This window comes from Corynebacterium hiratae (assembly GCF_009708045.1).
In the GTDB taxonomy this organism is placed as follows: domain Bacteria; phylum Actinomycetota; class Actinomycetes; order Mycobacteriales; family Mycobacteriaceae; genus Corynebacterium; species Corynebacterium hiratae.
This window is the reverse complement of sequence record NZ_VIOG01000009.1, coordinates 64,603-89,821: the sequence shown is the minus strand read 5'-3', so window position 1 is coordinate 89,821 and position 25,219 is coordinate 64,603. Positions and strand designations below refer to the sequence as shown.

At 59.2% G+C, this 25,219-nt stretch carries 25 protein-coding genes, 2 tRNA genes and 1 pseudogene; 8 read left to right on the top strand and 20 right to left on the bottom strand.

Features of this window, described 5'->3' with window-relative positions:
- Window positions 1-20 precede the first annotated feature (20 nt).
- On the bottom strand, window positions 21-524 hold the full coding sequence (locus tag FME68_RS09085; RefSeq protein ID WP_046648855.1) for a tRNA adenosine deaminase-associated protein: 504 nt from the start codon (window positions 522-524) through the stop codon (window positions 21-23).
- 39 nt (window positions 525-563) lie between these two features.
- Here FME68_RS09085 and FME68_RS09080 point away from each other — a divergent pair, with 39 nt between their 5' ends.
- On the top strand, window positions 564-1,592 hold the full coding sequence (locus FME68_RS09080; RefSeq protein WP_046648856.1) for a prephenate dehydrogenase: 1,029 nt from the start codon (window positions 564-566) through the stop codon (window positions 1,590-1,592).
- A 247-nt stretch (window positions 1,593-1,839) separates the two neighbouring features.
- On the opposite strand, the gene FME68_RS09075 is transcribed toward FME68_RS09080, so the two are convergent.
- The 14 genes from FME68_RS09075 to FME68_RS09010 all read right to left on the bottom strand — a co-directional run bounded on the left by FME68_RS09075 (window position 1,840) and on the right by FME68_RS09010 (window position 16,027).
- Window positions 1,840-2,028: a hypothetical protein gene (locus FME68_RS09075; RefSeq protein ID WP_010188398.1), complete on the bottom strand. Its 189-nt coding sequence runs from the start codon at window positions 2,026-2,028 to the stop codon at window positions 1,840-1,842.
- 11 nt (window positions 2,029-2,039) lie between these two features.
- Entirely contained in the window at window positions 2,040-3,158 is a 1,119-nt protein-coding gene (locus tag FME68_RS09070) for a trypsin-like serine protease (protein WP_158397347.1), read from the bottom strand.
- On the bottom strand, window positions 3,158-4,063 hold the full coding sequence (locus tag FME68_RS09065; protein WP_328287793.1) for an acyltransferase family protein: 906 nt from the start codon (window positions 4,061-4,063) through the stop codon (window positions 3,158-3,160). The genes FME68_RS09070 and FME68_RS09065 overlap by 1 nt, the downstream gene beginning before the upstream one ends.
- Window positions 4,064-4,179: 116 nt before the next feature.
- Window positions 4,180-4,659: a hypothetical protein gene (locus FME68_RS09060; protein ID WP_158397345.1), complete on the bottom strand. Its 480-nt coding sequence runs from the start codon at window positions 4,657-4,659 to the stop codon at window positions 4,180-4,182.
- A gap of 91 nt (window positions 4,660-4,750) precedes the next feature.
- A complete protein-coding gene (locus tag FME68_RS09055) occupies window positions 4,751-5,215 on the bottom strand; it encodes a hypothetical protein (RefSeq protein ID WP_158397343.1) in 465 nt (154 codons plus the stop codon).
- A 75-nt stretch (window positions 5,216-5,290) separates the two neighbouring features.
- Window positions 5,291-5,366: transfer RNA gene (locus FME68_RS09050), tRNA-Arg, on the bottom strand.
- Window positions 5,367-5,532: 166 nt separating this feature from the next.
- On the bottom strand, window positions 5,533-6,600 hold the full coding sequence (locus FME68_RS09045; protein ID WP_158397341.1) for a GTP-binding protein: 1,068 nt from the start codon (window positions 6,598-6,600) through the stop codon (window positions 5,533-5,535).
- Between the two features lie 33 nt (window positions 6,601-6,633).
- On the bottom strand, window positions 6,634-8,208 hold the full coding sequence (locus FME68_RS09040; protein ID WP_070510752.1) for an SLC13 family permease: 1,575 nt from the start codon (window positions 8,206-8,208) through the stop codon (window positions 6,634-6,636).
- Window positions 8,209-8,552: 344 nt separating this feature from the next.
- The gene (locus tag FME68_RS09035) at window positions 8,553-8,852 is read right to left on the bottom strand and encodes a DUF202 domain-containing protein (protein WP_070670820.1); all 300 of its coding nucleotides are present in this window, start codon (window positions 8,850-8,852) and stop codon (window positions 8,553-8,555) included.
- A complete protein-coding gene (locus FME68_RS09030; protein WP_070516283.1) occupies window positions 8,849-9,211 on the bottom strand; it encodes a YidH family protein in 363 nt (120 codons plus the stop codon). The genes FME68_RS09035 and FME68_RS09030 overlap by 4 nt, the downstream gene beginning before the upstream one ends.
- Before the next feature lie 60 nt (window positions 9,212-9,271).
- Window positions 9,272-9,955, bottom strand: a complete 684-nt coding sequence (locus FME68_RS09025) for a potassium channel family protein (protein WP_070516281.1) — start codon at window positions 9,953-9,955, stop codon at window positions 9,272-9,274.
- Between the two features lies 1 nt (window position 9,956).
- Window positions 9,957-11,321 carry a TrkH family potassium uptake protein gene (locus FME68_RS09020; RefSeq protein ID WP_328287792.1) on the bottom strand — a complete coding sequence of 455 codons (1,365 nt, stop codon included), beginning with the start codon at window positions 11,319-11,321 and terminating at the stop codon, window positions 9,957-9,959.
- Between the two features lie 117 nt (window positions 11,322-11,438).
- Entirely contained in the window at window positions 11,439-13,487 is a 2,049-nt protein-coding gene (locus tag FME68_RS09015; protein ID WP_158397339.1) for a YhgE/Pip domain-containing protein, read from the bottom strand.
- Window positions 13,487-16,027, bottom strand: coding sequence for a YhgE/Pip family protein (locus FME68_RS09010; RefSeq protein WP_328287791.1), 2,541 nt, complete (start codon window positions 16,025-16,027; stop codon window positions 13,487-13,489). The genes FME68_RS09015 and FME68_RS09010 overlap by 1 nt, the downstream gene beginning before the upstream one ends.
- Window positions 16,028-16,218: 191 nt before the next feature.
- Between FME68_RS09010 and FME68_RS09005 the strand changes: the two genes are divergently transcribed.
- Window positions 16,219-16,611 (top strand): NUDIX hydrolase, encoded by a 393-nt coding sequence (locus tag FME68_RS09005; RefSeq protein ID WP_046648872.1) that lies wholly within the window; start codon window positions 16,219-16,221, stop codon window positions 16,609-16,611.
- Between the two features lie 717 nt (window positions 16,612-17,328).
- On the opposite strand, the gene FME68_RS13505 is transcribed toward FME68_RS09005, so the two are convergent.
- Window positions 17,329-17,454 (bottom strand): hypothetical protein, encoded by a 126-nt coding sequence (locus tag FME68_RS13505; RefSeq protein WP_268865441.1) that lies wholly within the window; start codon window positions 17,452-17,454, stop codon window positions 17,329-17,331.
- A gap of 92 nt (window positions 17,455-17,546) precedes the next feature.
- Between FME68_RS13505 and FME68_RS08995 the strand changes: the two genes are divergently transcribed.
- The 4 genes from FME68_RS08995 to FME68_RS08980 all read left to right on the top strand — a co-directional run bounded on the left by FME68_RS08995 (window position 17,547) and on the right by FME68_RS08980 (window position 19,224).
- A complete protein-coding gene (locus tag FME68_RS08995; RefSeq protein WP_158397335.1) occupies window positions 17,547-18,122 on the top strand; it encodes a TetR/AcrR family transcriptional regulator in 576 nt (191 codons plus the stop codon).
- Window positions 18,119-18,481, top strand: a complete 363-nt coding sequence (locus FME68_RS08990; RefSeq protein ID WP_158397333.1) for a DoxX family protein — start codon at window positions 18,119-18,121, stop codon at window positions 18,479-18,481. Before FME68_RS08995 ends, FME68_RS08990 begins: the two co-directional genes overlap by 4 nt.
- Window positions 18,482-18,569: 88 nt before the next feature.
- The gene (locus tag FME68_RS08985; protein ID WP_158397331.1) at window positions 18,570-18,812 is read left to right on the top strand and encodes a YlcI/YnfO family protein; all 243 of its coding nucleotides are present in this window, start codon (window positions 18,570-18,572) and stop codon (window positions 18,810-18,812) included.
- Entirely contained in the window at window positions 18,799-19,224 is a 426-nt protein-coding gene (locus tag FME68_RS08980; RefSeq protein ID WP_158397329.1) for a TA system VapC family ribonuclease toxin, read from the top strand. The genes FME68_RS08985 and FME68_RS08980 overlap by 14 nt, the downstream gene beginning before the upstream one ends.
- Window positions 19,225-19,386: 162 nt before the next feature.
- Here FME68_RS08980 and FME68_RS08975 read toward each other — a convergent pair whose 3' ends face one another.
- Window positions 19,387-20,535 carry an MFS transporter gene (locus FME68_RS08975; protein WP_158397327.1) on the bottom strand — a complete coding sequence of 383 codons (1,149 nt, stop codon included), beginning with the start codon at window positions 20,533-20,535 and terminating at the stop codon, window positions 19,387-19,389.
- Window positions 20,536-20,835: 300 nt separating this feature from the next.
- On the opposite strand from FME68_RS08975, the pseudogene FME68_RS08970 reads away from it, so the two are divergent.
- Window positions 20,836-21,648 (top strand): annotated as a pseudogene (locus FME68_RS08970) (ISL3 family transposase); the annotation flags it as partial.
- 285 nt (window positions 21,649-21,933) lie between these two features.
- On the opposite strand, the gene FME68_RS08965 reads toward FME68_RS08970, so the two are convergent.
- The 3 genes from FME68_RS08965 to FME68_RS08955 form a co-directional block, all read right to left on the bottom strand.
- On the bottom strand, window positions 21,934-22,281 hold the full coding sequence (locus FME68_RS08965) for a hypothetical protein (protein WP_158397325.1): 348 nt from the start codon (window positions 22,279-22,281) through the stop codon (window positions 21,934-21,936).
- Window positions 22,282-22,416: 135 nt separating this feature from the next.
- Window positions 22,417-22,505: transfer RNA gene (locus FME68_RS08960), tRNA-Ser, on the bottom strand.
- Window positions 22,506-22,550: 45 nt separating this feature from the next.
- Complete coding sequence (locus FME68_RS08955; RefSeq protein WP_158397323.1) at window positions 22,551-23,705, bottom strand: PucR family transcriptional regulator; 1,155 nt, start codon at window positions 23,703-23,705, stop codon at window positions 22,551-22,553.
- Between the two features lie 113 nt (window positions 23,706-23,818).
- On the opposite strand from FME68_RS08955, the gene FME68_RS08950 reads away from it, so the two are divergent.
- Window positions 23,819-25,216 carry an amino acid permease gene (locus FME68_RS08950; protein WP_083295518.1) on the top strand — a complete coding sequence of 466 codons (1,398 nt, stop codon included), beginning with the start codon at window positions 23,819-23,821 and terminating at the stop codon, window positions 25,214-25,216.
- Window positions 25,217-25,219 lie beyond the last annotated feature (3 nt).

Below are 25,219 nucleotides of genomic sequence, written 5' to 3'. Positions count from 1 at the left end.
GCACCAGCCCCGCTGCTGGTTTAAGAGTCATCCGAGTCGAGGCCGTCGATGAAATCCTCCAGCTCATCGCCAAAACCCAGCTCGCCGGCGATGCGCAGGAGCATATCGGAAGGCCAGTCCTCATCGTTGTCGATGATGTAGCCCACCTGGTCCTCATCGAGGCCGAGGTCCGCGAAGATATCGAAATCGCCGTCACCGTACGGGTCGGCGTCCTCCCACTCGTCTTCGTCCAGATCCGGGATCTCGAGATCGCGCAGGTCTAGGAAATCCGCGGCGAAGTCGTCTTCGGAGGCGTAGGTGGCGTCGGAAAGCAGCATGCGCACATCCCCCGGCACCGGGCGCACGACGACGAAATAGTCATCCTCCACGCACAGCAGCGCGAATGCCGCCCCCTCGGAACGCAGGTTGCGCACCGCTTTGATGGAGGTGTTGACGTCGGTGAAGTCATCCTTGAAAGGGCGAATCACCCAGCCGCCTTCGGCACTGGCGACGGTGATGGCAAAGGACAGATCGTCGTGGCTCATACCTCGTCAGATTAGTCGGGTTGTGCCACAATTGTCACCGTGAGTTCTCAAGATGTTCAACGCCCCGTCTGCATTATCGGCCTCGGTCTCATTGGAGGTTCCCTCCTGCGTGACCTAGCTGCTGCACGCCATTCCGTGTACGGCTACAACCACTCCACCTCTGGTGCGCGAACGGCCATTAAGCAGGGCTACGACGTCACCGATGATCTGCCGGCCATCCTGCACCGAGCTGAAGCCGACAATGCACTTATTGTCATCGCGGTGCCCATGGATGCGGTTGCTTCGGTCCTCGACGCCATCCAGGCACACGCCCCGAGCTGCGGTTTGACGGACGTGGTCTCGGTCAAGACCGAGGTGCGCCAGCTCATTGTGGAGCGCAACATGGAGTCGCGCTATGTGGGCGGCCACCCCATGGCCGGCACCTCCAAGTCCGGCTGGGAGAACTCCCACACCGGGCTGTTCAACCGCGCTGCCTGGGTTATCACCTATGACTATGCCGCCGAGTGCGAGGCCCGCGGCGAGCGCATCCCCGCCGAGTGGGAGAACATTTTTGCGGACGTGGTCCGCATGACCCAGATGGTTCACGCGGAGGCGGTTCCGGTGCGCGTGGCGAACCACGATGCCGCGGTTGCCCGCATTTCGCACTTGCCGCACGTGCTGGCGGAGACCCTCGCGGTGGTCGGCGATAATGGCGGCATTCTGGCGCAGTCCCTCGCGGCCGGCTCCTTCAAGGACGGCACCCGCGTGGCGGGCACTCGCCCGGATCTGGTTCGCCAGATGTGCGAGACCAATGCACCGGCACTGGTCCAGGCCCTCGACGAGGCTCTTGAGTTGCTGCAGGATGCGCGCGAATCGCTGGCCTCGGATAAGCCTTCCATCGCCGCGCTTGCCGACGCTGGCTTCCGCGCCCGCACCCGCATCGAAGCCCGATCAGGTGCTCGGAAGGAATCGGTCTCCCCGGTGAAGATTTCTTCCCGCCCGGTCTTGCGGCTGCACCCGGGTGCGCCGAACTGGGTGGCGCAGCTGCGCCAGACCGAGTCTTTGGGCGGGCGCATCGAGATTTTCTAACTCGCCGGTGGGCTTCTAGGCCTGACTTTCTTTCCTAGCAGGCGGTTCTCAACGGGTTCCCCTCACCTGGTTCCAGTCAAAAGGTTTCTTTGCCCCCAAACGAACCTTCTACCTGGCTGCAGAAGGTTTACTTGCCCCCAGAGGAACCTTTTGACTGGAGACTTCTGAGTGAAGCCTTTTGTGGGGTGCCATCTGGTGACCGGCTGTGAAGCGGCGTAGTGCGGTGGCGTGGGGCGGTGCGGGGCGCTTAGTCGCGGAAGGTGTCGTCGCGGCGCTTGCGGGCTTGGGACTCATCGCGCGTGATGCCAAGCAGCGGGTAGCCCGCGAGGCCCGCCACTAGGCCCACAGGCAACAACCACAGCATGCCGGAGGCCAGCCACAAGACCACGCCGAGGATGGCGCCAGCGATGAGACACGGAACGAGTTTCTCCTTCATGGAGAAACAGCCTAGTTGCTACCCCGCTCAGCACCAGATTTGCGGCGAAGCAAACGTGAAGCGATGGCTAGCACGATCAGGCCCACCACCCCAGTCACGCCGGCTGTCAGAGCTGCGGGCGCGCTGACCTGCATCGTTGCTGGCGGCGCCGGGGAGTTATCGGCGTTGAGGACGCCGTCGGTATCACGGCCGCTGGTGACGTCCTCGATCCAGTCGCGGACTTCGACCACGGACGTAATCGCCGCTGTTGGGGAAGGTAGGTCCGGGTCCGCATTCGATGTACCAGCCGTGGCCACGCCCACGAGGCGACCGTCGACAAAGAATGGGCCGCCGGAGTCGCCGCCCTGCATGCCCTCGCCGTTGAGGGACTTCACATCCATGATGGCAGCGGCAATCATCGGCCCCACTCCCCCAAGCTCACCGGCCGGAATGCTCTCCGCGCCATCGGGCCCAACAGCGATCTCTGGCATGTCGCCGCCCTCCATCACCTGGGGCGCGTCGGACGAACCAGGGGCGGGAGCGACCATTCCACCGGGAGCAGGCACTGCCATGTCACCAGGAGCCATGGCACCGGAATCGCCCGGAGCCACCGGCGTCATCTTCTGGCCAGACTCGTCTGGGCTTGCCGGCGGGGTACCGCCGGATAGCAGTTCGCCTACTTCCATCTCAGCCATCGGCAGTTGGCCCTTGCGGGCCATGCGGGAGCTACTACTCCAGCCATAGAAGTGCCCTTTCTCGCCGGCGGTGGGGACAGCGTCCGCGAGCTTGGCTGGCTTTATGCCCTTGACGGGCTCGGTCAGGTGCATGAGGCCGGCGTCGATAGTCGGTGAAACAGCCCAGGAGTCCACGTCATAGACACGGGTGTCCTTGCCCTGGCCAAAGCGGGCCTGCGAGCCCTCGTTGTTGACGGACTCCAAGCAGTGGCGGGCGGTCAGCACCCACTGCTCAGCCACCAGCGTGCCGGTGCAATCGCCGAAGTTTCCGATCTTGCCCATACGCAGCGCAGCCACGGCAGCGCTTTCCTCCGAGTGAAGTGCGGGCTGGGCGAATTCCAAGGCCATGGCCGGCGCAGCGCCTAGCCCCACGACCAGAGAGCTGGCCACAACAGCAGTTATCTTTCGTGCCACCATTACGCAGCCACCTCCTTGATTGCCCAGGCCACGACCCTCTCGGCCGGGCCCTTTCCACAGAACTTCTTCCACAGCGCGCTCAGCACCAAGAACGCGAGCACAAAGCCCAGTGCCGCCATGGTGTTGTGCAGTGAGACGTGTGCTTGCCAGTAGCGTGCGGTGAGAATGTGCAGGATATAGATTGTCAACGACATCGAGCCCAATGCCGCGAAGGGGAAGGTCAAGCGTGGCAACTGACGGCCGATAATCAGGCACAGGTGCAACACCACCGCGGTGACTGCCACGGAGAGAAGGATTTCACCAAGCACACCCGTATGTCCGGTAAAGCGCAGCCAGCCGGCAATATCCGGGTTGAAGCGCTGCCACAGGCCGATGCCGGCAACGACGACGGCCACCGCGGTCACAACGGCTTGGATGCGGGTGGGGCGGGTGAGGTAGACGTCGTAAAGCAGCATGCCCGCCACCATGTACGCCAGGAACGCCACGAGGGGGTAGACCTGTGGGAGGGTGTACGGCGCGTAGAGCACCGTGGCGCCCGCAGTAGCCAGCGCGAAGAGCAGGACCTTCCAGCCGGTGGCGAGCGGCGGCAACCAAGCTGTGAGAGCCATGGCCGCGCCCATCACGACGAGCACCACCTGAATCTCACCGCCCACAGGTAGCAGGGCCACGCCGATGAGCATGACTATCAGGCCACGGGCGACCAGCTTGAGGAAGACTCGCAGCGAATAGTCGCGGGCAAGGATCATCATCGTGGTACCTGCAATGATGGCAAAGCCCGCCGCCGGCAGCCCGGAGAGCACCACTTTGGCGCTCCACACCAGGTTGGCCATGTGCAAAATAATCATCCCGATGATGGCCAAGGAACGAGCAATATCGAGGCCCACTATTCGGGCGCGCGCTGACACCTATTCATCTCCTTGCAGTTGAAAACGTTTAAAGACCGACCAGTGGCTCTGGCCGGTCTTCTTATTTGTGTGCGTTTTCAGCTCTGCATTTCACTCAGCGCTGCGTGATATACGTCTCAGCGGGTGAGCGTGATAGCTTTGCCATCGCGCACGAGGTAAATGCGCTCAGGGGTTGCGGAGGCATCGGGGTCCACCATCACCGTTACTGGACCTGCAAGAAGTTTCATGATGGCCCCGTCAGGTTGCGTGCCAAAGCAGATTTTGTCCAACCTCAAATCCCGAGTGATTTCTAGCTGACCATCTCCGCTGCTCTCAAAGTGGAAACTGAGGATATCGCAGGAGAACTGCACGACCCGATCCCTAAAGTTCACGCGAAAGGAATCCGGCTGCTGCGCGGACTCCCACTCGGAATTCACCACGAACTCCATCTGCTGCGCATTGGCGGTGACCAGGCCTGCGGGCACGCCAGTAACAATGTTGCGCTGCGAGGATCCAGCTTCCGCTATGCCCGAGCTCCCCGGCAGCTCCGAGGAGCCAGCAAAAGAGAAGAGGGAGGAAATGAAAAGCAGGATAGCGGAGAGAATCGCTTGAATCATGGGCATCATTGTATCCCTCCCCACCGACCAACCAGTGGCTCTGGCCGGCATTCTTACTTGTGCGCGTTTTCAGCGCTGCGCGATATGCGTCTCAGCGGCTAAGCGCAATGGCCTTTCCATCCCGCACGAGGTTAATGCGCTCAGGGGTTGCGGAGGCATCGGGGTCCACCTTCACCTTCGCCGGTTCGGACAGGAACATAATGAAGGGAAGGTCGACTTTTCCTCTAGGGCAGGCCTTATCCGTCAACATGCTGAGCTCCACGCCGCCATCAACCAAGGTGAAGTCGCCGCCGTTACAGGGCAACCACACCCTCTGGTCCTGGAAATTCAAGGAGAAATCCTCTGGGCTCGCCGCAGACTCCCACCTGAAAGCAGTGATATGTTCCATCTGCTCATCGTTTGCTTCAACCAGTCCCCCGGGTGCGTCCGTGATGATGCCGTGCTGGGCGACGTTTAGCCCCCACGCCTCCGAGCTCCCCGCCAGCTCCGAGGAGCCCGCGTTAGAAAACAGCGAGGAGATGAATAGCAGAATGGCGGTGAGAATCGCTTTGATCATATTTCAGAACACTACCGGGTTTGCCCAACCCACGGAGTAGAAAACGAGAAAAGCCGCCCGAAGGCGGCTGAGATTTGGTGCGCCCGGAGGGATTCGAACCCCCAACCTTCTGATCCGTAGTCAGATGCTCTATCCGTTGAGCTACGGGCGCAGTCCGTTGGTCCGCAGTGCTTGACGCCGGAGCGTGTGTGCTCTGCTGTGCAACGAGGAATAACTATACCCACACTCCAGAGAACTAACAAATCCCGATGTCAATGCATGTTTTCACCCCAGAGAATAGGCATAGCAATTCACCCCGTGTTCACCTTAAGGAGCGGCTAGACGAGGGCGGCCACTTCGGCGTCGGAAAGCACGGCGTCACGGAAGGACTGAAGCGTGGACTCGTGGTCGAAGTCGATGCCAATGAGCACGAGCTCGGTGCCGGGCGTGACGCCGTTGGCAGCCCACAAGGAGGCCGGCGCGATCTGCAGGTTGGGACCGGCCTGCTGCCAGGCGTGGGCCACGCGCAGATCAGCATCAATCCAGCAATAACCCTTCGAACGCACTAAGCCAGTGCTCGCACGCAAGGCCTTGAGCAGACGCTCGCGGTTGAAAGGACGGTCAGCGCGGAAGACCACCGAAGAGATGCCATACTCTTCGGTTTCGGGGGCGTGCGGGTTCGCCAGCTCCTCGGCGTAGCCGTGGTAGGTCGCGGCGGTGGCGGCGTCGTAAAGGTGGGCGTCGAGAACCAGCGCGGGATCGATGACCCCGTTGGTCACCGGCACGACGCGGGCGCGGGGGTTCATGGCACGCACGGTGGCGATGACGCGCTCGGTTTCGGCGGCCTCCACCAGGTCCGTCTTGGTGATGAGGATGAGATCGGCGAACTCGACTTGATCCACGAAGAGATCGGCGATGGTGCGGTCGTCGTCAGGCGTGGCCTCAATGTTCTCGGAGACCAAGCTGCGGCCGCGGCGAAGATTAGTCAGGAATGTAGAGGCATCCACGAGGGAGACCATGGTGTCGATAGGGGCGACGTCGGCAAGCGTGGTGCCGTCCCCGAACTCCCACTCGAAAGTGGCGGCAACGGGCATGGGCTCAGAGATGCCGGTGGACTCGATGACAATCTGATCGAAGCGGCCGGAACGAGCCAGCTTGCTGACGGACTCAATCAAGTCCTCGCGCAACGTGCAGCAAATGCAGCCGTTGGAGAGTTCGACGAAACGGTCCTCGCCGCGCTCAAGATGGCCCTCGCCGGCGACGAGGGCGGCGTCGATGTTGACTTCGGAAAAGTCATTGACAACAACCGCCAGCTTGCGCCCCTCACGGTTAGCAAGCAGGTGGTTGAGAAGGGTGGTCTTTCCGCTGCCTAAAAATCCGGACAGCACGGTAACGGGTGTAGGCATCCCGTAATGATAACGTTTTTCATTAATTGAGGGCTACAGGACCAACCCAAAGACCGGGACGGCAAGCAGGTAGACAGTGATGGTAATGAGCACGCAGCCAATCAGGTTGAGGCCAATACCGCCCTTGATCATGTCGCCAATCTTGACGTAACCAGAACCGTAGGCAATCGCGTTCGGTGGGGTCGCCACCGGCAGCATGAAGGCACAGGTTGCGGCCAGCGCCACTGGGATGGTGAGCAGCAGGACGTTGATGTCGCCATTCTCGGTCAGGCCGATACCCACGGCCACACCGCCCATAATCGGCAGGAAGGTCGCCGCAGTTGCGGTGTTGGAGGTGATCTCCGTCAGGAAGAGCACGAGCAGGGCCACCGAAGCGATGAGCAGGATGATGGGCAGGCTGCCCAACCCCTTGGCCATCTCACCAATCCACAGAGACAAACCGGACTTGTTGAACATCGAAGACAGGGACAGGCCACCACCGAAGAGCAGGAGCACATCCCACGGCATTTCGCTCGCAGTCTTCCAATCCAGCAGGCGCACGCCAGTCTTCGTGTCGGCCGGGATGGTAAACAGCAGCAAACCAGCGGCAATGCCCACGATTGCGTCATCGTAGTTGGATTCCTTGCTCACAAAGAAGGGAATGATCACCCAGGCCAAGGCGGCACCGAGGAAGATGATGCCCGTCATGACCTGCGGGCCGGTCCATGGGCCAAGCTTTTCAATCTCGGAATCAATGAGCTCGCGGCCGCCTGGAATCTTGTCCATCTCCGGCTTGAACACGGTAACCAGCATGAACCAGGCAATAAACAGGAAGATGAATGCCAGCGGCATGCCCACCATCATCCACTTGCCAAAGCCGAGGACGATGCCGTGAGTTTCCTTCATGTAGCCCATCAGCAGGGTGTTCGGCGGGGTGCCGATGAGCGTGCCCAGCGAGCCAATCGACGCCGAATACGCGATACCGAGCATGAGCGCAGTGGCAAACTTCTTCTGGTTAGCCATGCCACCGACGGCGTCGGCAGTCAGCGAAAGCACCGAAATACCAATCGGCAGCATGACCACTGCGGTAGCGGTGTTGGACACCCACATAGACAAGAAGCCGGTGGCCAGCATGAAGCCGAGGATCAGCTGCTTAGGCGAGGTACCTACAACCTTGACCACGAACAGCGCCATGCGGCGGTGCAAGTTCCAGCGCTGCAGCGCCAACGCGATGAGGAAGCCACCCATGAACAAGAAAATCGTAGACGAGGCATAGGGCGCACCCACATCCTTGATGCTGCCCACACCGGCCAGCGGGAAGATAACCAGCGGCAAAAGCGCGGTGGCGGCCAGTGGGATAGCCTCCGTCATCCACCACACGCCCATGAGAATGGTCACGGCCGCTACGGCGCGCAGCGCGCTCTGGGTGTATTCGGTGTCTTCCTTAGCGCCGGGTGATTCCAGCACCGTTTCTACGGCGTTGCTGGGAAAGAGAAACCACACAAGAGCGGCCAAAACGAGACCGAGGATAAGGCCAATAGCCATGCGGCGCCATTCGCGCGTATCGACGCCGCGGTCGTCCTCGCCCTCCGTATGCGAAGTTGAGACGTGAGTGTGCGGGGTAGTCATCTGCCCCCTCCTTTTCCTGGTTAACCAGCCCCCATTCAGCTGAGAGAGAGTTATTAGGATCGCCGAATGGGCCTACAACTTCAGGTTATCGAGGTCACAGACTGCCAACAAACACTTTCCGATCATTACCCCCGCTAGCGCCATAAAATCACCCCTGTTAGCAAACTCTATTGCAGAACAACTGCAAAGTTTGCTCACCAATCTGTGGGCACTCCCCACCCAATTCCCCCTCCTCCGCAGATCCCCAGACCTCGATCCCGCAACTCCCCAGGTGGGGCGTCGCCAAGCGCTTGCCGACGCCCCACCGCCCAGGGAGTTTCGGGATCGAGGTCTGGGGGTTTGCGCTACCAGATAGCGGCGAAGGCAACCGCGCCGAGGAGCATCGTCCCCAGCGCAACGGCGGCGAGCGCTGGGGCCCCGGGCAGGGCAGGTGATTCGGCCCGGGCCAGGATCTCGTCAGCGTCGCGAAGCTTGGCGGTGGCCAACCACAACACCACGGCCACCACTACCCCAACAATCACGGCGGCCCATGGCGCAACGGAGCGCACGACGAGCAAACCCGCGATGAGGCCGGCTAGACCCGTGCGCTGCCAGGCTAAGCGGGTGCGCTCGGGTTGAAGGCCTGGATCAAAAAGCTCGCTCACGCTAGCAGCTCGCCCACCAGAATCATCAGGCCGATGATGATCACCACACCAACAATCAGTGCCAACGCTGGGCTAGCCGGGAGCGGACGCCCATGGCGCATCGCGCGCTCCGAGGCACCCCAGTGAAACCACGCCACCGCCGGCAGGATGATGGCCACGATCAGCATGATGATGGAGACGACGCGAGTCAGCGTGGTGTTCAGAGGTAGCTCGAAGGTCTCCAGGGCCACACCACCGGCGATAAAGGCCAAGGACGTGCGGATCCACGCCAGGAACGTGCGCTCATTAGCCATGCTGAAGCGCGGATCGGGTTCCTCCCCTGTTCCATACACCGAGCCCGGGAAACGTGCCTTCGTCATAGGCGCTACTGTAGCGCCCCGCTCCTCACTGCACAGTGTGAGGCGCCCAGAGCGCGCCGACTAGGACTGCGAGAAGGCCTCCAGATCCGCAGGGCTACCGGCGACGACGATGAGGTCGCGGTGGGTGAGCTCGGTGCCGTCGACAAGCGGGCGCCATTGGCCCGGCCCCTCACAGCGGGAGATGAGCTGGACGTTGTACTCCTCCCATACCTGATGGAGGTTGAGAGGACCCTTGCTTATCGACGCCGGCGGGGTCATCGCCGTCACGCCATAGTCGGTGGCGATTTCCGCAAAATCCTCAAAACGCCCGCCCAGCAGGTGCGCCACGCGGCGACCCGTATCGCGCTCCGGGCGGATCACGTGGTGCACTCCCAGTTGGCGCAGGATGCGGGCGTGCGCATCCGAATCTGCCTTGGCCCAGATATCGCTTACCCCGAGCTCCACGAGGTTGGAGGCCGTAAGGATGGAATCCTCCAGATCCGAACCGATGGCCACGACCACGCGCTCTACTTCATCAACGCCCAGCTGGCGGAGGGCCTCGGCGTCGGTGGTATCCGCGGTCACCGCTTCGGTGAGGTACGCGGCGTGTTCGCGCACGTGCTTCTCCTCGGCGTCGATGCCAAGAACCTCCACGCCGTGCTCCATCAGCTCGCGGGCCAGGGAAGAACCGAACCGCCCCATACCAATGACGACGACCGGTGGAATATTGATGGACGTCTTCTCGCGCCGCAGGGCGCTGAACATGTTAGCCAATGAACGGCCTTTCTTCTGGGTAGCGGTAGCGCAGGCTGATGGTCCGGGCGGCCAGTGCCGCCACGAAAGTGGTGGGGCCTACGCGGCCAACGTACATGATGAGACACAGCATGAGCTGCGATGGTGCGGACAAACTTGCAGTAATACCCGTGGACAAGCCCACGGTGGCGAAGGCGGACATGACTTCGAAAGTGACCTGGTCCGCGGTGAACTCGGGGTCCCAGATGCGCAGCGTCGCCACACCTACGGCAACGACGATCATTCCGGCGGCCGTCAGCGCGAGGGCCTGACGGAAGGTGGACAGCGGCAGGCGACGGTGCCCGATGGAGGTGTCTTCCCTGCCCAAGAATTCAGAAATCATCGCCGCGCCCAGAACGCATGCGGTAGTCACCTTGATGCCACCCGCCGTACCGGCGGAGCCGCCGCCGATGAACATCAAGATGTCCGTAACCATCAGCGTCAACGGGTGCGCTTCCCCGTAGTCGATGGCGTTGAAACCGGCCGTTCGGGGCGAAGCGCTCATGAAGAAGGCGTTGATCAGCTTCTGGCCCAGCGGCATTCCATGCAGCACACCGGCCCCCTCGGAGAGGAAGAAGACCACGGTGCCACCCAGCAGCAAGAACGCGGTGGCGCCCAGCGTCATCCGGGCGGTCATGGACATGCGGTGAATGCGCGGCGTGCCGCCACGCCAGCGCGTTAGCCGTGCGCGGGCCCGTCGCACGAACTCCGCCAGCATGGGATAGCCCAGACCACCGATAATCAGGGCGAAGGCGAGAGGAATCAGAATCCAACCATCGGCGGCGAAGGAAATGACGCTGTCTGAATAGGTACTAAACCCAGCGTTATTGAAGGCCGAAATGGCGTGGAAGATACCTTCCCACACCGCGCGCCCCGGTGCCACGCCGTGTTCGGTGGCTAGGCGCACGCCGATAAACACAGCGACGATGGCCTCGCAGATCAGGGTCATGATCAAGGTGAGCAGCAGGGCATGTCGAATGCCTCCGGAAGCCACAGCACGACCTTCCGCCGCCATGGTCCGGCGGGCTTTGAAGCTGATGCGACCGGTCAACAACATGCCTGATAGCGATGCCAGGCTCATAATGCCGAGGCCGCCCAGCTGGATGAGCGCGATGATGACCGCTTGGCCGAAGGGCGTCCAATAGGTGCCGGTGTCCTCCACCACGAGACCCGTCAAGGAGACCGCCGAGGTCGCCGTAAACAGCGCTGGCAGGAACGGTGTCCACTGCGGAACGTTGGCGGAAATCGGCAGCATCAGCAGCAGCGTTCCCACGAGGATGAGCAGGATAAAGCCCACGGCGGTGAGCCGAGCCGGGCCCAGGAAATGACCGCGTTTCACAGCGCTTCAGCTTACTGCCATTTACCTCCGATGGACACTCCCCTCAGCCTTGAATATTGCGATTTTATTATGTGAATCATCACAATCGATAACCCCGAAGGCACCGCGAAGTAACCGCTACATCAGCTTGGTCTTGTCCAAGGTCTCCACCCAGCCGTTGGTGAACTTCTCCAACGGCTTGTGGAAGACCACGCCCAGAATCAGCATCGGTATGGCAAAGAGCAAGAGTGCGAACAGGGAGAGCCAGTAATCACCGTGGTAGGTTCCGGCGATGGCTGCGCGGAAGGCGCGAATGGTGTAGGTCGCCGGCAGCCACGGGCTAATGTTTTGGAACCACTCCGGGAGCACCTGCAAGGGGTAGGCACCGCCCGACGACGATACTTGGACCACCAGCATGAGCACCGCCAAGGCTTTGCCTGCGTTGGCGAAGGAGACCACGAAGGTGTAGCAAATCAGCATAAAGATGAGCGAGCTAACCCAGCCCGCCAACAGCATGAGAATCGGGTGCGCGGGCTCGATGCCCACGAAGAAGATAAGGCCCAGAATCAGCATCGTCGACTGCACGAGGCCAACCGCGGCAAACATTCCGAAGCGGCCGAAGAAGCGCTGCATCGGCGAATATGTATCCTTATCCACCACATCCGTGCGCACGCTCACCGCAGTCAGCAGCGCACCCACCCACAGCGCCAGCGCCGTGTACATCGGCGTCATGCCGGCGCCGAAGCTCTTAACCGGGTAGACCGCTTGCCTGTCGACGTCCACCGGCGCCGCAATCGCACGCGCCAAGGCATCCGGATCGGAACCAATGAGGTCCGCCAACTTCTTCAGGTCACCAGATGCCGCAGCGGAGTCGATATCCTTCCGCAGGTCGCCGAACTTGTTGGCCTTATCCTGCAGGCCAGAGGCGAGCTTCTGTACCGCATCCCGAGCATCCGTCAGGGAAGAGGAATCAATGGTGACGGGAGTCTTCGCGGTATCCAGATCCGCGCTCACCTGGCCCAGGGAGTCCTGCAGCGCACGCAGGGATTCACGCAGACCAGAGGTGGAGATTCCCTCCACTGCCTTCTTGGCATTGTCGATGCTGGAGAGATCCGGCTTCGTGGGTTCGGGAGCATTCGCGGCCGCAGTGAGGCGCGCGTGGAGAGTGCGCTGCGCGTCGATGGCCTCCTCGATACGGCTGAGCGCCTTCTCTTTATCCCCGGCAGGAATTGGCAGGGCCTCAATGTGGCCGTGCAGGTTCTGATACTGGGCAATGGTGCCTTCTACCTGGCCGGCCAAGGTGTTGAGCGCGGCGACGCGGTCGGCGCGGGAGGCGGAGGCGTCGGCGTAAAGCGCATCAATGCGTTGGCGCACCACGTCATAACTAGCGCTGGTGGCATCGAGCGATTGCTGCAGCGCATCCGTGGACACGTTCAGTGAGGAAGACTGAATCTCCGGAAGCTGCAGGTCCGCCGAGTCCGCAATGCGCTGGGCGCTTTCCATGAGCGGAACCGCGGTATCCACGAGTCCAGCCAGGGAGCGCGCGGTACGGGCGGCCATATCGAGCTGGGTCTGCACGCCATCCGCGCGCGCCTGCATCCGGTCCAACACAGCCTTGGTATCACCCTGGCTCAAGAAATCGGAGAGTGAGGTGACCAGATCGAAGGAGACGTCACCGACCGTCGTGGTGAAAGCTTCAGCCACTTGAGCCGACACGCCCTCTGCGCCTTGACCGGTGATCTTCGGCGCCAGCGCGTTCTTCTTCTCATTCATATAGAAGGACAAATCCGCGGGCTGGGAACCATCCGTGTAGAAGTTCATCATGTCGGTACTGAAGTCTTCCGGGAGCACGATGGCTGCGTAATACTCACCGGACTTGGTACCTTCAATCGCCTCATCGGAGGTGGTTACAACCCAATCCAGCTGCTCGTTCGCGCGCAGCTCATTGAGTACTTGGTCGCCAACGTTGATGGGCACCGGCAACAGATCGCTCTCATAGCCGGTGTCCTTGCTAGCCACCGCCACCTTGAGCTGGCTGGTGTTATCAAAGGGATCCCAGCTAGCCAACACGTTAAACCACGTGAACAGCATCGGAATGACGACGAGACCCACGAGCATCACCGCGCTCATCACGTTGCGGCATGCGGTGCGGATATCGTTGAGGAAAAGATCGAGTGTTCCACGCATTAGTTATCCCCCTCCGTGGACTCCGCGCCGATGCTGGACGGATGAATAAGGTCATCTTCATCCAACGTCACGAGCTCCGCGGACTGTTTCAAGCTGATGCGCAGGTACTCCAGGGTGACCGCGGCGACAATAATAAGGAAGCACCACGCCGTCCAAATGCCCAAGAGCAACGGCTTCTGGTCGGGCAAGAGGCCCGAGACAACAATGAGGATGACCACGCCGATAACGCCCGCGATGGCCACCATCTTGAGCCAATAGCCCCAGTTATGAGCGCGACGGTCCAAATCCCTCTTGAGGCCACTGCGGCTATCCAGCGCCTGGATGACGTCCGCGATGCGGTAGCCGGAGCCCACAACCTGCACGTTTTCATAGTCGAAGAGTTCGGTGTCCTTCAGCTCGCGGTTGAAAATGACGTTGAAGTGCGCCAACGCCTTGCGCAGTAGAAGGCCGAAGACGAAGAAGAGAATGAACATGAAGGCGAGCACGCCCATCTTCTTGAAGTAATGGTCGCCGTAGAACCCGCCGATGGTTTCGCGCATGGCGTCAATGCCGTACGTGAACGGAAGCAGCGGGTAGATGCTGTGGAAGAAGCTGGGCAGCAGCTCAATCGGGTACAGGCCCGACGCACCTGGAATCTGAATGATGGCAAAGACCACGCAGAGGCCGCGGCCGAGGTGACCCAGGGACGTCGACAACCCATAGATAATGCTCAAGTAGGCCAATCCCACGAGCACGCCCGTCAGGATGAAGGCAGGCGCGTTCACGGTCTGCACGCCGATGAGCAGATCACCCACGGTCACCGTGACGGCCTGGATGATGACCATCAGGGCCATGAGGAGGAAGCGGCCCAAGTAGGCCTGGCCCACCGTGATGCGGTCGAAGCCCTCCTTATCGACCTCAACCCGGAAGATCACCATGAGGACGAAGGCACCAATCCACAGAGAGAGGTTAGTAAACAGCGCCGCCATGGCGGAGCCGTAGCTGTCCACCGGGTACACGGTTTCGGTCTTCAGCTCGATGGGCTCCGCAAAGAATTTACCGATTTCTTCCGCGTCCAGCCCGGTGACATTTTGAACGACTTTGGAGTTCATCGCGGCACGCAGCGAGCCTACATCGCCCTGCATAGCGCGCAGGCTGTCCTGCAGGGCCAGGAGGTTGGTATCGAAATCGGACAAGGTGTCCTTCGTGGCGCGCAGCTGCTGGGCCACGCCGTCCAGGAGACCATTGGCCTCCTGCATGGTTCCCTTCTGAGCTTCCAGGGTGGAGCTCAAAGCACTCGCCATGGAGCTCAGATTGCTCATGGCACGGTTGATTTCCGGCACGGCGGTGGTCACGGTATCGCGCAGCGTCTGCGACGTGGCCTTGGTATCTGCCGCTGCCTGGTTGATGGCCTCCGCGCTAGCCTGCACGTTGTCCGCTGCGGCCTGGGTATCCTTGCTCAGCGCATTGAGGTTCCCCACCAATTGGCGGTTGGATTCATTGCCCTCATCGAGGCGCTGGATGGCGTCATCAATTTCCTTGGCCACCTGCGGTGAGAGCGTTGCGGAATCGCGCAGGGCTTTAAGCTGCGCAATCGATTCCGCACTCGCGTCAATAGCAGTGTTCGCCCGCTGCGTGGCGTAATCGAAACGGTCACCGGCCTGGTTCAGGCCAGCTGTGACATCCGCGATGGATTCCTGCGCCTTGGCGGTACCGTCCGCCACCGCACTTGCGCCACTGACGAAGGCACCGGTGGTCTGGTCGGTGAAGTCACCGATGCCCCCTTGGGCCTGCTCGACTAGGGAGGAGACCTCGGCGAGGGCGGTTTGGGCGTCGCCCAGCGCAGCACTCACATCAGCCACCGTGGACTTGGCGCCCAACGTGGAATCAGCGGCGGCGTCAAGCTTTCCCTGGATGCGCGCGAGGTTCTCACGGTTGCCGTCAATCTCCTGCGCGGTCTCCCCGAAGGCCGAACTAGTGTTGTTCATCGCGCGCGTGACTTTTCGCTCGAAGTCGGTACCGGTGTCCTTGATGTTCTCCGCCGCGACGGTGGCCACCTGCTCCTTGAAGGCCGCCGTGATCTGCTTGTCCAGACCTTTGGCACCGGCATCCGTGATCTTCACGGCGATGGCATTGTTCTTCTCATTGACGCGGTAGACCAACTGGGGCTGCGTGAACTTCCCGTCGAGCATGCTCACGAGGTTCTCGCTAAAGTCCTCCGGAATCGTCACCGAGGCATACACGTCCCCCTCTAAAAGGGCTTTCTCGGCTTCGTCGCGCTCAAAGAATTGCCAGCCTAGCTGGTCATTCTTTTTGAGTTTCTCAATGACCTCACTGCCGACATCTATCTTCCCCGTCAGCTCGTTGTTAGCACCCTTATCCTCGTTGACCACGGCCACCTTGATGTTATTGGTATGGCCGTAAGGGTCACGAAAAGCCGCGATGTTCACCCATGAATACAACGCGGGAGTGATGATGAGTCCGATGAGGATGATCCACGCCCTGGGGACGCGGCCAAGCCTGGCTACATCTCTGATAAAAATCTTCCAACTTTGGCGCACTGAAGGCAGTATACCCGTTGAAGCTGCGAGTCTCTAACCTGCCGAAACCAATAAAGTAATTTCCATGATTAATACTTAAAGGTTGATATGGTTTGCTGAAACAAAACCCTTGCCCCCCACACACCCCGCCAACTTGTATCGACAAACAAAAATTTTCTAACGCTTTCGCTACCCCACTACAATCGGCGGCCATGATTGAAGTCGCAGCCGTCGTCATCCGCAACCCGCAAGGTCACGTGCTTACCGTGCGCAAGAAGTCCTCCACCAAGTACCAGCTGCCCGGCGGCAAGCCTGAGGCGGGCGAGGCGCTTGTCGACGCCGCCCTGCGCGAAGTCGCCGAAGAAGTAGGCCTCACTCTCGACGCCGAGAACCTCAACGAACTCGGCACCTTCGACGCTCCTGCCGCTAACGAACCGGGCGAGGTCGTCGTCGGCACGATTTTCACCTGCACCCGCACCGTCACCACCGACGAACCCCACGCCGCCGCCGAAATTGGGGACACCGCCTGGGTAGACCCAGTAGCCCCCGACCGCGAACTTGCGCATCTGTTGCGTGACCGCGTCTTCCCCGCGCTGGCTGGGTAGGTACGTTTTCGTAAATAGCACCTCGAAGCCACAGGCCGCATCGCCTGTTTCTACACATCTGTAGCAGCGCACCTCCGCGCCCATTTTCTCGGCTCATCAACATAAAACAGAGGCAGGTCCGCTGAAATACCCACCCCTACTCAGGCATTTACTTCTTCCCGCTGGGAAGAAACACAAGGACAATGACCAAAACTGCTAGAGCAATCGTGACAGCATACGGCCATTGAACATAAACGGAAAGCGCCATCAGAATAACGCCAATAGTGGCCAAGATTTTCTTCCACATAATTTATTCTCCCTAACCGGTAAATTCTCTCTGACTGCTCTCCAGACAGTTCAGCAACGTCCATATGGCGAAATTCCAAGCACGCGACCCTAAAACCTTCGCCACTTAGTGCAACGATAGCTTTTAAAAACCTACCCGCTGAGGACGTGCATTAACTGGAGCGAGAACTGATGCTGCCGCAATCAGCACTACCAGAGGCGCACATTTATTGGGGCAATACATGCCCTTATCCCTTTCGCGGGAAGATGGCTACGAACTCGGACACCCCTAGAGTTACATGTGGTAGACAAATTTGGAAGCAAAAATGGAAACCGTAGACAAACGTATACACTTCCCCATAAATCCTTGCGAGAGCCCGCAAGAAGGCGTATCGTGCTGCAATTCCCCCTGCTGACATTTAGCCTCCTTTAGGCTTCGGCCTACCTGCTGTTTCAGTCATTGTCGGCACCATCTTCACCTGCACCCGCACCGTCACCACCGACGACCCCCACGCCGCCGCCGAAATCGGCGACACCGCCTGGGTCAACCCGGCAGCACCCGACCGCGAGCTTGCGCATCTGTTGCGTGACCGCGTCTTCCCCGCACTGATCTAGCCGCCAGCCTCTCGGCACCATTGACCCCGAAACCATCAAGAGCTACCCTTTTGAACATGTTCACTGAACACGTTCACTCGTCGCGTTCGGCCGCCAAAGCTGGCACCGACAGCAAGGTCCTGGCCACCGCCTATGATCTCTTCCTCACCCAGGGCTACGCCACCACCAGCATCCGGACCATCGCATCCGAAGCTGGCGTCAGCGTGGGAACCGTCATGGGAGTCGGCGACAAACAAACGCTGCTCATTCGCACCATTGGCCAACACATTTCAGAACTCCACGACGACATCCGGGGACAATCCGATAGTCTCCTCGACGTCCTCAAACCATTCCTTCAGATGTTTACCGGCCACGAAGAACTCTCTCGTGCGTTCGGCGCGGCACTCATCCAACAAGGCAACCAAGGCGAAGCGCTCACCGCGCTCAAAACGCTTCTGACCGATGAAATCACCCTGCGCCTCGGCTCCAGACTCAGCAGCGACGATGCGGCCGAGTACTCCAACCTGCTGTACAACGTCTACCTCGGCTTGCTCATCGGCTGGGCCGCCGGAATCTACGACACCGAGCACCTCACATCCCAAGCCGCCGCATCGATCGAACGCCTCAACACCGCATTTGGAGTAACCCAATGATCCTAGAATCCTCCCCGGCCTGGCCCTCCCTACTGCTAGCAGCCATTCTGCTTGGCGACGCCGCCCTCTCCCTCAAGCCAGTCCCCTTCATCGAAGCCTGCCTCAGCGGTGTCAAACTCCCCAAAGACTGGTGGTGGGCACTCATTGTCATCAAATGCCTCGCAGCCACAGGACTCATCGCCGGCCTCTGGTTCCCCGGCGTAGGTATCGCAGCCATGGTTGGCGTCATCGCATATTTCTGCGCAGCCGCAGCAGCCCATGTCCGCGCCCACTTCCTCGGCAGCGCATTCTGGATCAACTGCTTAGGCATGCTCGCACTCTCCATCGGAGTACTGATCCTGACGCTCGCACTGAATTAAGACACCAGTCAACCTTTCACGGCTTCCTGAAGGCAGATACATCATTGCACCTCTTGAATGATGACTTGATGCTTTCTACCCTAAAGGTATGCGCACCACGATAAACCTCCCGCCGAAACTCCTTGAAGAAACGAAGGTCCAAGCCAAAGCCAACAATGTCACTTTGAGCTCATACGTCGAAGAGGCGGTCCGCGCTGCCCTCAAGAAGGAAACCCGCATCAGTACCGAAGGCACCCCCGTTAACCTGCCCTCCTTCGATTGCGGCGGACCGGCTCTAGTTGATCTCAGCGACAAAGACGCTGTGTGGGCGGTGCTCGATGATCATTCCTGATGTCAACATTCTTGTTTATGTCTTCCACTCCGCTGCACCGCAACATAAACCCGCTCAACAATGGCTAAGTAGTGCTCTAAATCGGCATGAAACAATTGGACTCCTGGATGTTGTGGCAACGGGCTTTCTTCGAGTCATGACGAACCACAAGCTTTTTCACAAACCACTTACCGCCCAGCAAGCGCTGACTGCACTCAATACCATTTTAGAAGCCCCAAACGGCACCCTTTTAAGCTCCAGCCCAGGGACCTGGACAACCTTCACTGAATTGGTGCGCTTGCACAAACTTAAAGCCAGCGACATCCCTGATGCCTGGATAGCTGCGGCCGTAATAGAAGAAGCAACCCTACTGAGCCAAGATCAGGGCTTTGTCCGCTTCCGAGATCTGCGCTGGCACCCGCTTCTAGAATGACAACAACAAACGCAGATCCCGAGCCACCGGTGAACGGTGACTAGGGTTCTATAGGTTGAAGCAGCGAAATCAAGCAATTAATACACCAACAAGCCCTCAACTTAAAGCGGACAATACCTCCCGAAACAGGGGCGATTAGCGTCATCAAGGGGAAGTAGACTCCTATAAACGAATGGATTTAACGTCGCCTTTCTTGATGAAAAACAGATCTGAGAGAATCAAGACCAAAGCAAAAAAGGCTACTGCCGTCAACCCTCCGAAGTGCTCGAAGAGCACGCCGGCAAGTGCATTTCCGATAGGCATGGTTACCATCGCAGATGTTGACAGAATCGCAGTACAACGTCCTTGAAACTCTTGCGGTACTGATTTTACAAAAAAGCCACTACACGGCGCGTTGAAAACTGGCAGGACCAATCCAGCCAACACCATTCCAAGAATAATGCACGTACTATTTACCATGGTTACTGCAAGCGCTACAGTGAACAAACACATGGAGTAAAGAATTAGCCTTCCGGCCTGCGCTTTTTCGACTAGCTTTCCTGCAATCACTGCGCCCATTAGGCCTGCTAATCCAATTGCAGCCTGATATATTCCCAACGAGAATGAGCTGAAAGATGCATATTTTAAACTAAGTAGCGAAAGTGTTGTTATTCCAGCAAATGAAAAATTCATCAACGGGCTATACCAACCGATGGAGAAGAGCTGCTTTTGACCACGTAGCCAATCCCATGCTGGGCGTAGCGGAGGCGTTTCGCTGAGGGTTTCCGAAGAGTCTGTTTCGCTTGATCGGAAACGAATTAACAAAAGGCAAGCTAGAACCCAGCAGAATGAGGCTGCATCAACCCAAAAAGGAGCTTGCGCCGAATGCGAGATAAGTAGACCTGCAATTGGTGGCCCAATTAAAGTTCCGATCGAGTATCGACCTTGATTAACGGCCATGGCTTTTGCTAACAAGTTCGGGGGGATTAGTTCTTTAAGAAATGCGCGTTCTGCCGTACCAAAAGCCGAGGAGATACCCCCTAGCAAGAAAGCTGAAACTGCAAAAAGAGATATCGGATAATGTCCATTGGCCGCAAAGACGCATAACAGGGAACCAACGACGCCAAGTGTGGCGGAAATTTTAAGAATTACTAGTCTTGAATATCTGTCTACTAGTCGGCCGATTGGCAGACCCAAAACAACCATACTTAAGACAAATAATCCTGACGAAAAACTTGCAGCGGATGGAGAATTAGTAACGTTAAGAACTACAAGAAATAGGGCGAAAGTAGTTATTTGATTACCGACTACATTTACTGTTTGCCCCGACATTAGCAATTTGTAGTCTCTATTTTCCCAAAGCGACAACCCTATCTCCTTTTATAGGTGCAAGTTTCGAAGTCGGGTACTTCAATTTGGTTTATCGCCATTAAGCGTATGGAAACCCAATAATACATAACGGGTCAGTGCTTAGCTGACCCTTCCGGTTTTAGAGGCTCTTCCGGTTTTGGGGTGCGTAGCGGGGTGAGGTAGAACATGACGGGTTCAGCGGGTCACCACAACATGTAGGGGTCCCTGGTGTGAAGATGAAAGTTCCTACACAACCATCTAAACCCACCAGGGACCCGTACTGTGAAGCCTACTGGAAACCTCGTTGCTGACACTATCGGACCATCTGCCGTACCGCGGAAATCGGACTTGCCATCACCGGTGCCGCTGATGCCGGAGCGTTGACCATCATTGAGGCCACGCCAGTAGCCGTTGTCGGCGTGTGCCCGGACTGCGGACAGTCAGGCAAGTTACGCGACCACATCACCCGTCGACTCGTTGATCTTCCTGTCGTTGGATTCCCCACTAGGCTGCACGTAAAAGTTCCTAGATTCCGGTGTACAGCCGCCTCATGTAAGAGAAAGATCTTCCAAGAATCTCTGGCTTGCGCTGATGACGGCGCCAAGCTCACTTATCGGGTCACCCGCTGGATCTTGCAGCGCCTTGCTATTGATCGGATGAGTGTGTCAGCTACCGCCAAAGCACTCGGTGTGGGCTGGGACCTGGTCAATAAAGTCGCACTAGATGCCTGCCGCCAGCTTGTCTACGGCGACCCCTGTCACCTGGACGGGGTTCGCGTCCTCGGAGTCGATGAACATGTATGGAAACACACCCGAAAACCAGGCCAGGCATCAAACCTGGTGACCATACTTGTTGACCTTACCCCGCTGGTGGACGGGCGTGGGCCTGCTCGTTTGTTAGACATGCGACCGGGCAGATCTGCCGACGTGCTGAAGCGGGTGGCTTAAAGAGCGCGACCCCAGCTTCCGGGAGCAGATACAGGTGGTGAGCATGGATGGGTTCACCGGATATGCCACCGCAGTCGAGGAGCAACTACCACAAGCAGACAAAGTCATGGACCCTTTCCATGTGGTGCATCTAGCAGCCGACAAACTGGCCCTTCCGGTTTTAGAGCGCCTCGCAGCCACAGGACTCATCGTCGGTCTCTGGTTCCCCGGCGTAGGTATCGCAGCCATGGTTGGCATCATCGCACATTTCTGCGCAGCCACAGCAGCCCATGTCCGCGCCCACTTCCTCGGCAGTGAATTCTGGATTAACTAGTCAGGCATGCTCGCGCTCTCAATCGGTGTATTGGTCCTGACGCTAGTGCGGAATTAGGAGACCGAAAATTCTTCGGAACCACCCTGCCCCATTTCGCCATCAAGCACATTCGCCCGATATTTACTTCTTTTTCATCCCCCATCTCACTATGCCGTTCGTTGCTTCGGGAAGTGGCTGCGGGGAATAGCACTCATCAATTTTGGAAAGAACAAAATATTCGGAGAAAGGGATCTGTTCACAGTGAACTTCCCCTTTTGAATCCCACGCGAAAGCGTTCAAGTCATGCCAGGCCTTGAATTGTCGCTGCAGACATTCGAAACCGTTAATTCCAAAGAAACTACACAGCTCGGCAATAGTAAATTCAGCTACAACGCTTTCTTCATGCAGCATAATTCGGACAAAGCTCTCATCGGGATCGATGTTCGCGTTACTTTCCACATCCCAAATTGGCCCTTCTAGTAACTCCATGACGCTCCCAGCCAGCACAGATTAAGCTCAGTGCCTTCATTCTAAGTTCTCTGCTCGCGGACTGGGCCTACGAAGGAACTGAAAACGTAAAATCCCGAGCCACCGGTGAAACGATGACTCGGGTTCTGTAGTTTGCGGAGACGAGAGGATTTGAACCTCCGGACCTACGCAAGTAAGTCAACTCCTTAGCAGGGAGCCCCATTCGGCCGCTCTGGCACGTCTCCAGCGATTCGCAATGAATCGTCCATCACTCTACCTGAGCGCTTCCCTTAGGGACAAAATGGGGCTTCCCTATTCTTTCCCTGAAGCGCCGCATGCAGCTTGAGGGCCACGTAGAGAGCCGCGCAACGCCAGCCGTCATCCAGCACGCCGGGCCCGAGAATCTCGCGCACGCGGTCTAGGCGGTAATGCAGTGTAGCGCGGTGAATATAGAGTGCATTAGAGGTCGCAGAGACATTGCGGGAATGCTCAAAATAGGTCAGCAGGGTGTGCCAGTAGGAGTTGCGGGGGTCGTCGAGAAGCACCGCGGCATCCGGGCTCATCTCCGCCACCGTTGCTGAGGTCAGCTCCCATCCGCGCAGCAGCCGCCACGCGCCGGCCTCCTCCCAGCGCAGAGAATCCTGGCCGCAGAGCTTGGCCACATCCGCCATGAGTCGCGCCTGCGGGGCCGTCGGCGCCGAGCCACGCGCCACCACCTCGGCGCCGGCGACGAGCGCAGCACTCTTTAGCTCCTCCATGAGAGCCTCGGTGTCCTTGTCATCGCGACGGCACTCAACGAGCACGAGTGAATCATGAGAGTCCGCGACCAAGAAGGGCCGGCGCACCAGCGGGCGGGCAAGTTCCACGGCCACCGCGCGCTGATCGCCTTCCACCAGCACGCGATGCACGGTCAGCTCACCATCGGAGGGCAAGAGATCGCGCTCACGCGCCCCAGCCAGCGCGGCTGGATCACCGGTGAGCACCTCGCGGGCCAGCTCGCCGAGCTGCTGGGCGCGGGCAGCGAGGGGAGCATCGCGTTCGTCGATAAGCCTGGCCAGCGGAGCCGTTAAAGAACCGAGGCGGACCAAGGGGGCATCACCCAGCGCGGGCTCATCAATAATCCACAGGTAGCCCACGAGCCGATCCTCATGACGCAGGGGGATGACCACGCGGGGCAGCATGTCATAGCCCGGGTTGGCGGGCAGGCGAACCGGCAACACCGCCTCTTGAATGCCGAAGCTGAGCATCCACGGGATGGGTTCCGGGGGCGGGGTGCGGTTCAGAATAGAGGCCGCACGGTTCTTATCGATGGCACCGATTTGCGCACTAGCGGCAATCACCGCGATGGCGGGGGTGGTCACCTCAACGGAGCGCTGCAGGATCTGGGCGCATTCGTCGACGATGTCTTGGATGCTCGTCAGCTGCGGGGGCGGTACTTTTGACATATGTCAAAGATACTTCCGCTTCTTGTCTAGTGACAAACAAAACTGTGGTGCGCCATAATCTCCTACAGTTCAATGACTAACGTCACATATTTACGTTCATGAAGGGCGTCTACATGACCACAACCAACCATCCCGTCAGGGCACAGGACGTTGTCGCCAGCGACAACGGCAATACTGACGACGGCCTGCAGCGCGGCATGAAGTCGCGCCACCTGCAAATGATCGCTTTTGGCTCGTGCATCGGCACGGGCCTCTTCTTAGGCTCCGGCGCCTCCATCCAGGAGGCCGGTCCCGGCGTTATCGCCGCCTACGCCATCGGCGGCTTCATCATCTTCCTCATCATGCGCATGCTTGGTGAGATGGCCGTGGAGCACCCCGTCGCAGGCTCCTTCAGTGCTTATGCCCGCGAGTACATCGGGCCCATCGCCGGTTTTGTCACCGGTTGGAACTGGTGGTTTACCACCATCGTCGTCGGCATGCTGGAGCTCACCGCCGCCGGCACCATCATGGATTTCTGGTTCCCCGGGATCCCCCACTGGCTCACCGCCCTCGTCGCGCTCGTCATCGTCACCGCCATCAACCTGGTGCACGTCGGTGCCTTCGCCGAGGCAGAGTTCTGGCTCTCCCTCATCAAGGTCGCCGCGCTCATCCTCATGATCATCGTCGGCGCGGCCATCGTCTTTGGCCTCACCCCGGAGCCCGCCCTGGGCTTAAGCAATATCACCGAGCACGGTGGCTTCTTCCCCAACGGCGCTACCGGCATGCTCTTCTCCCTCGTCGCGGTGATTTTCTCCTTCGGCGGCATCATCTCCATCGGCACCGCCGCAGGCGAGGCGCAGGATCCCGCCAAGAGCCTGCCCAAGGCCATCAACAACGTCATCTGGCGCATCCTCCTCTTCTACGTCGGCGGCATCAGCATCATCGTGCTGCTCGCCCCGTGGAATGAACTCGATACTTCCACCTCACCCTTCGTGCGCGCACTGAGCACCCTGGGCATTACGGCCGCCGCCACGGGCCTTAACCTCATCGTGCTGGTCGCCGCCGTCTCCGTGTTCAACACCATGACCTTCTCCGGCGCGCGCATGCTGCGGGACCTCTCCCGCGGCGGCCAAGCCCCACCCTTCTTCAATTCCGTCAGCGCCAAGGGCGTGCCGGTTCGCGCCTTGCTCTTCAACTCTTTACTCATGGGCTCGGCCGTGCTACTTAACTTCCTCTTCGAGGGCAAGATCCTGATTGTTCTCCTCGCCATCATCGTTGGTGCGGAGCTCATCTCCTGGTCCGCCATCGCCCTTGCACACCTGAATTTCCGCAAGCGCTGCCCGGACGCGGCCTTCCGCGCGCCCCTCTACCCCTTTGCCAACTACCTGTGCTTGGCCTTCTTCGCACTCGTCATTGTTTTGATGTTCATGCTGCCCGACTACCGCACCGGCGCCATTGTCCTACCCTGTTGGATTGTGACCTTGGCCCTCATCTGGCTGGGCAAGAAGCGCCACGACGCCCGAAACAAATAGAAA

Coding starts and splice junctions, on each gene's coding strand:
- FME68_RS09025 (WP_070516281.1), bottom strand. CDS start 9,955: ATGTTCAGCGCCCTGCGGCGCGAGAAGACGTCCATCAATATTCCACCG.
- FME68_RS08955 (WP_158397323.1), bottom strand. CDS start 23,705: ATGTCAAAAGTACCGCCCCCGCAGCTGACGAGCATCCAAGACATCGTC.
- FME68_RS08950 (WP_083295518.1), top strand. CDS start 23,819: ATGACCACAACCAACCATCCCGTCAGGGCACAGGACGTTGTCGCCAGC.
- FME68_RS08985 (WP_158397331.1), top strand. CDS start 18,570: ATGCGCACCACGATAAACCTCCCGCCGAAACTCCTTGAAGAAACGAAG.
- FME68_RS13505 (WP_268865441.1), bottom strand. CDS start 17,454: ATGCGCAAGCTCGCGGTCGGGTGCTGCCGGGTTGACCCAGGCGGTGTC.
- FME68_RS08975 (WP_158397327.1), bottom strand. CDS start 20,535: ATGTCGGGGCAAACAGTAAATGTAGTCGGTAATCAAATAACTACTTTC.
- FME68_RS09045 (WP_158397341.1), bottom strand. CDS start 6,600: ATGCCTACACCCGTTACCGTGCTGTCCGGATTTTTAGGCAGCGGAAAG.
- FME68_RS09030 (WP_070516283.1), bottom strand. CDS start 9,211: ATGACGAAGGCACGTTTCCCGGGCTCGGTGTATGGAACAGGGGAGGAA.
- FME68_RS08965 (WP_158397325.1), bottom strand. CDS start 22,281: ATGGAGTTACTAGAAGGGCCAATTTGGGATGTGGAAAGTAACGCGAAC.
- FME68_RS09015 (WP_158397339.1), bottom strand. CDS start 13,487: ATGCGTGGAACACTCGATCTTTTCCTCAACGATATCCGCACCGCATGC.
- FME68_RS09075 (WP_010188398.1), bottom strand. CDS start 2,028: ATGAAGGAGAAACTCGTTCCGTGTCTCATCGCTGGCGCCATCCTCGGC.
- FME68_RS09005 (WP_046648872.1), top strand. CDS start 16,219: ATGATTGAAGTCGCAGCCGTCGTCATCCGCAACCCGCAAGGTCACGTG.
- FME68_RS09060 (WP_158397345.1), bottom strand. CDS start 4,659: ATGATTCAAGCGATTCTCTCCGCTATCCTGCTTTTCATTTCCTCCCTC.
- FME68_RS08995 (WP_158397335.1), top strand. CDS start 17,547: ATGTTCACTGAACACGTTCACTCGTCGCGTTCGGCCGCCAAAGCTGGC.
- FME68_RS09085 (WP_046648855.1), bottom strand. CDS start 524: ATGAGCCACGACGATCTGTCCTTTGCCATCACCGTCGCCAGTGCCGAA.
- FME68_RS09040 (WP_070510752.1), bottom strand. CDS start 8,208: ATGACTACCCCGCACACTCACGTCTCAACTTCGCATACGGAGGGCGAG.
- FME68_RS08980 (WP_158397329.1), top strand. CDS start 18,799: ATGATCATTCCTGATGTCAACATTCTTGTTTATGTCTTCCACTCCGCT.
- FME68_RS09070 (WP_158397347.1), bottom strand. CDS start 3,158: ATGGTGGCACGAAAGATAACTGCTGTTGTGGCCAGCTCTCTGGTCGTG.
- FME68_RS08990 (WP_158397333.1), top strand. CDS start 18,119: ATGATCCTAGAATCCTCCCCGGCCTGGCCCTCCCTACTGCTAGCAGCC.
- FME68_RS09055 (WP_158397343.1), bottom strand. CDS start 5,215: ATGATCAAAGCGATTCTCACCGCCATTCTGCTATTCATCTCCTCGCTG.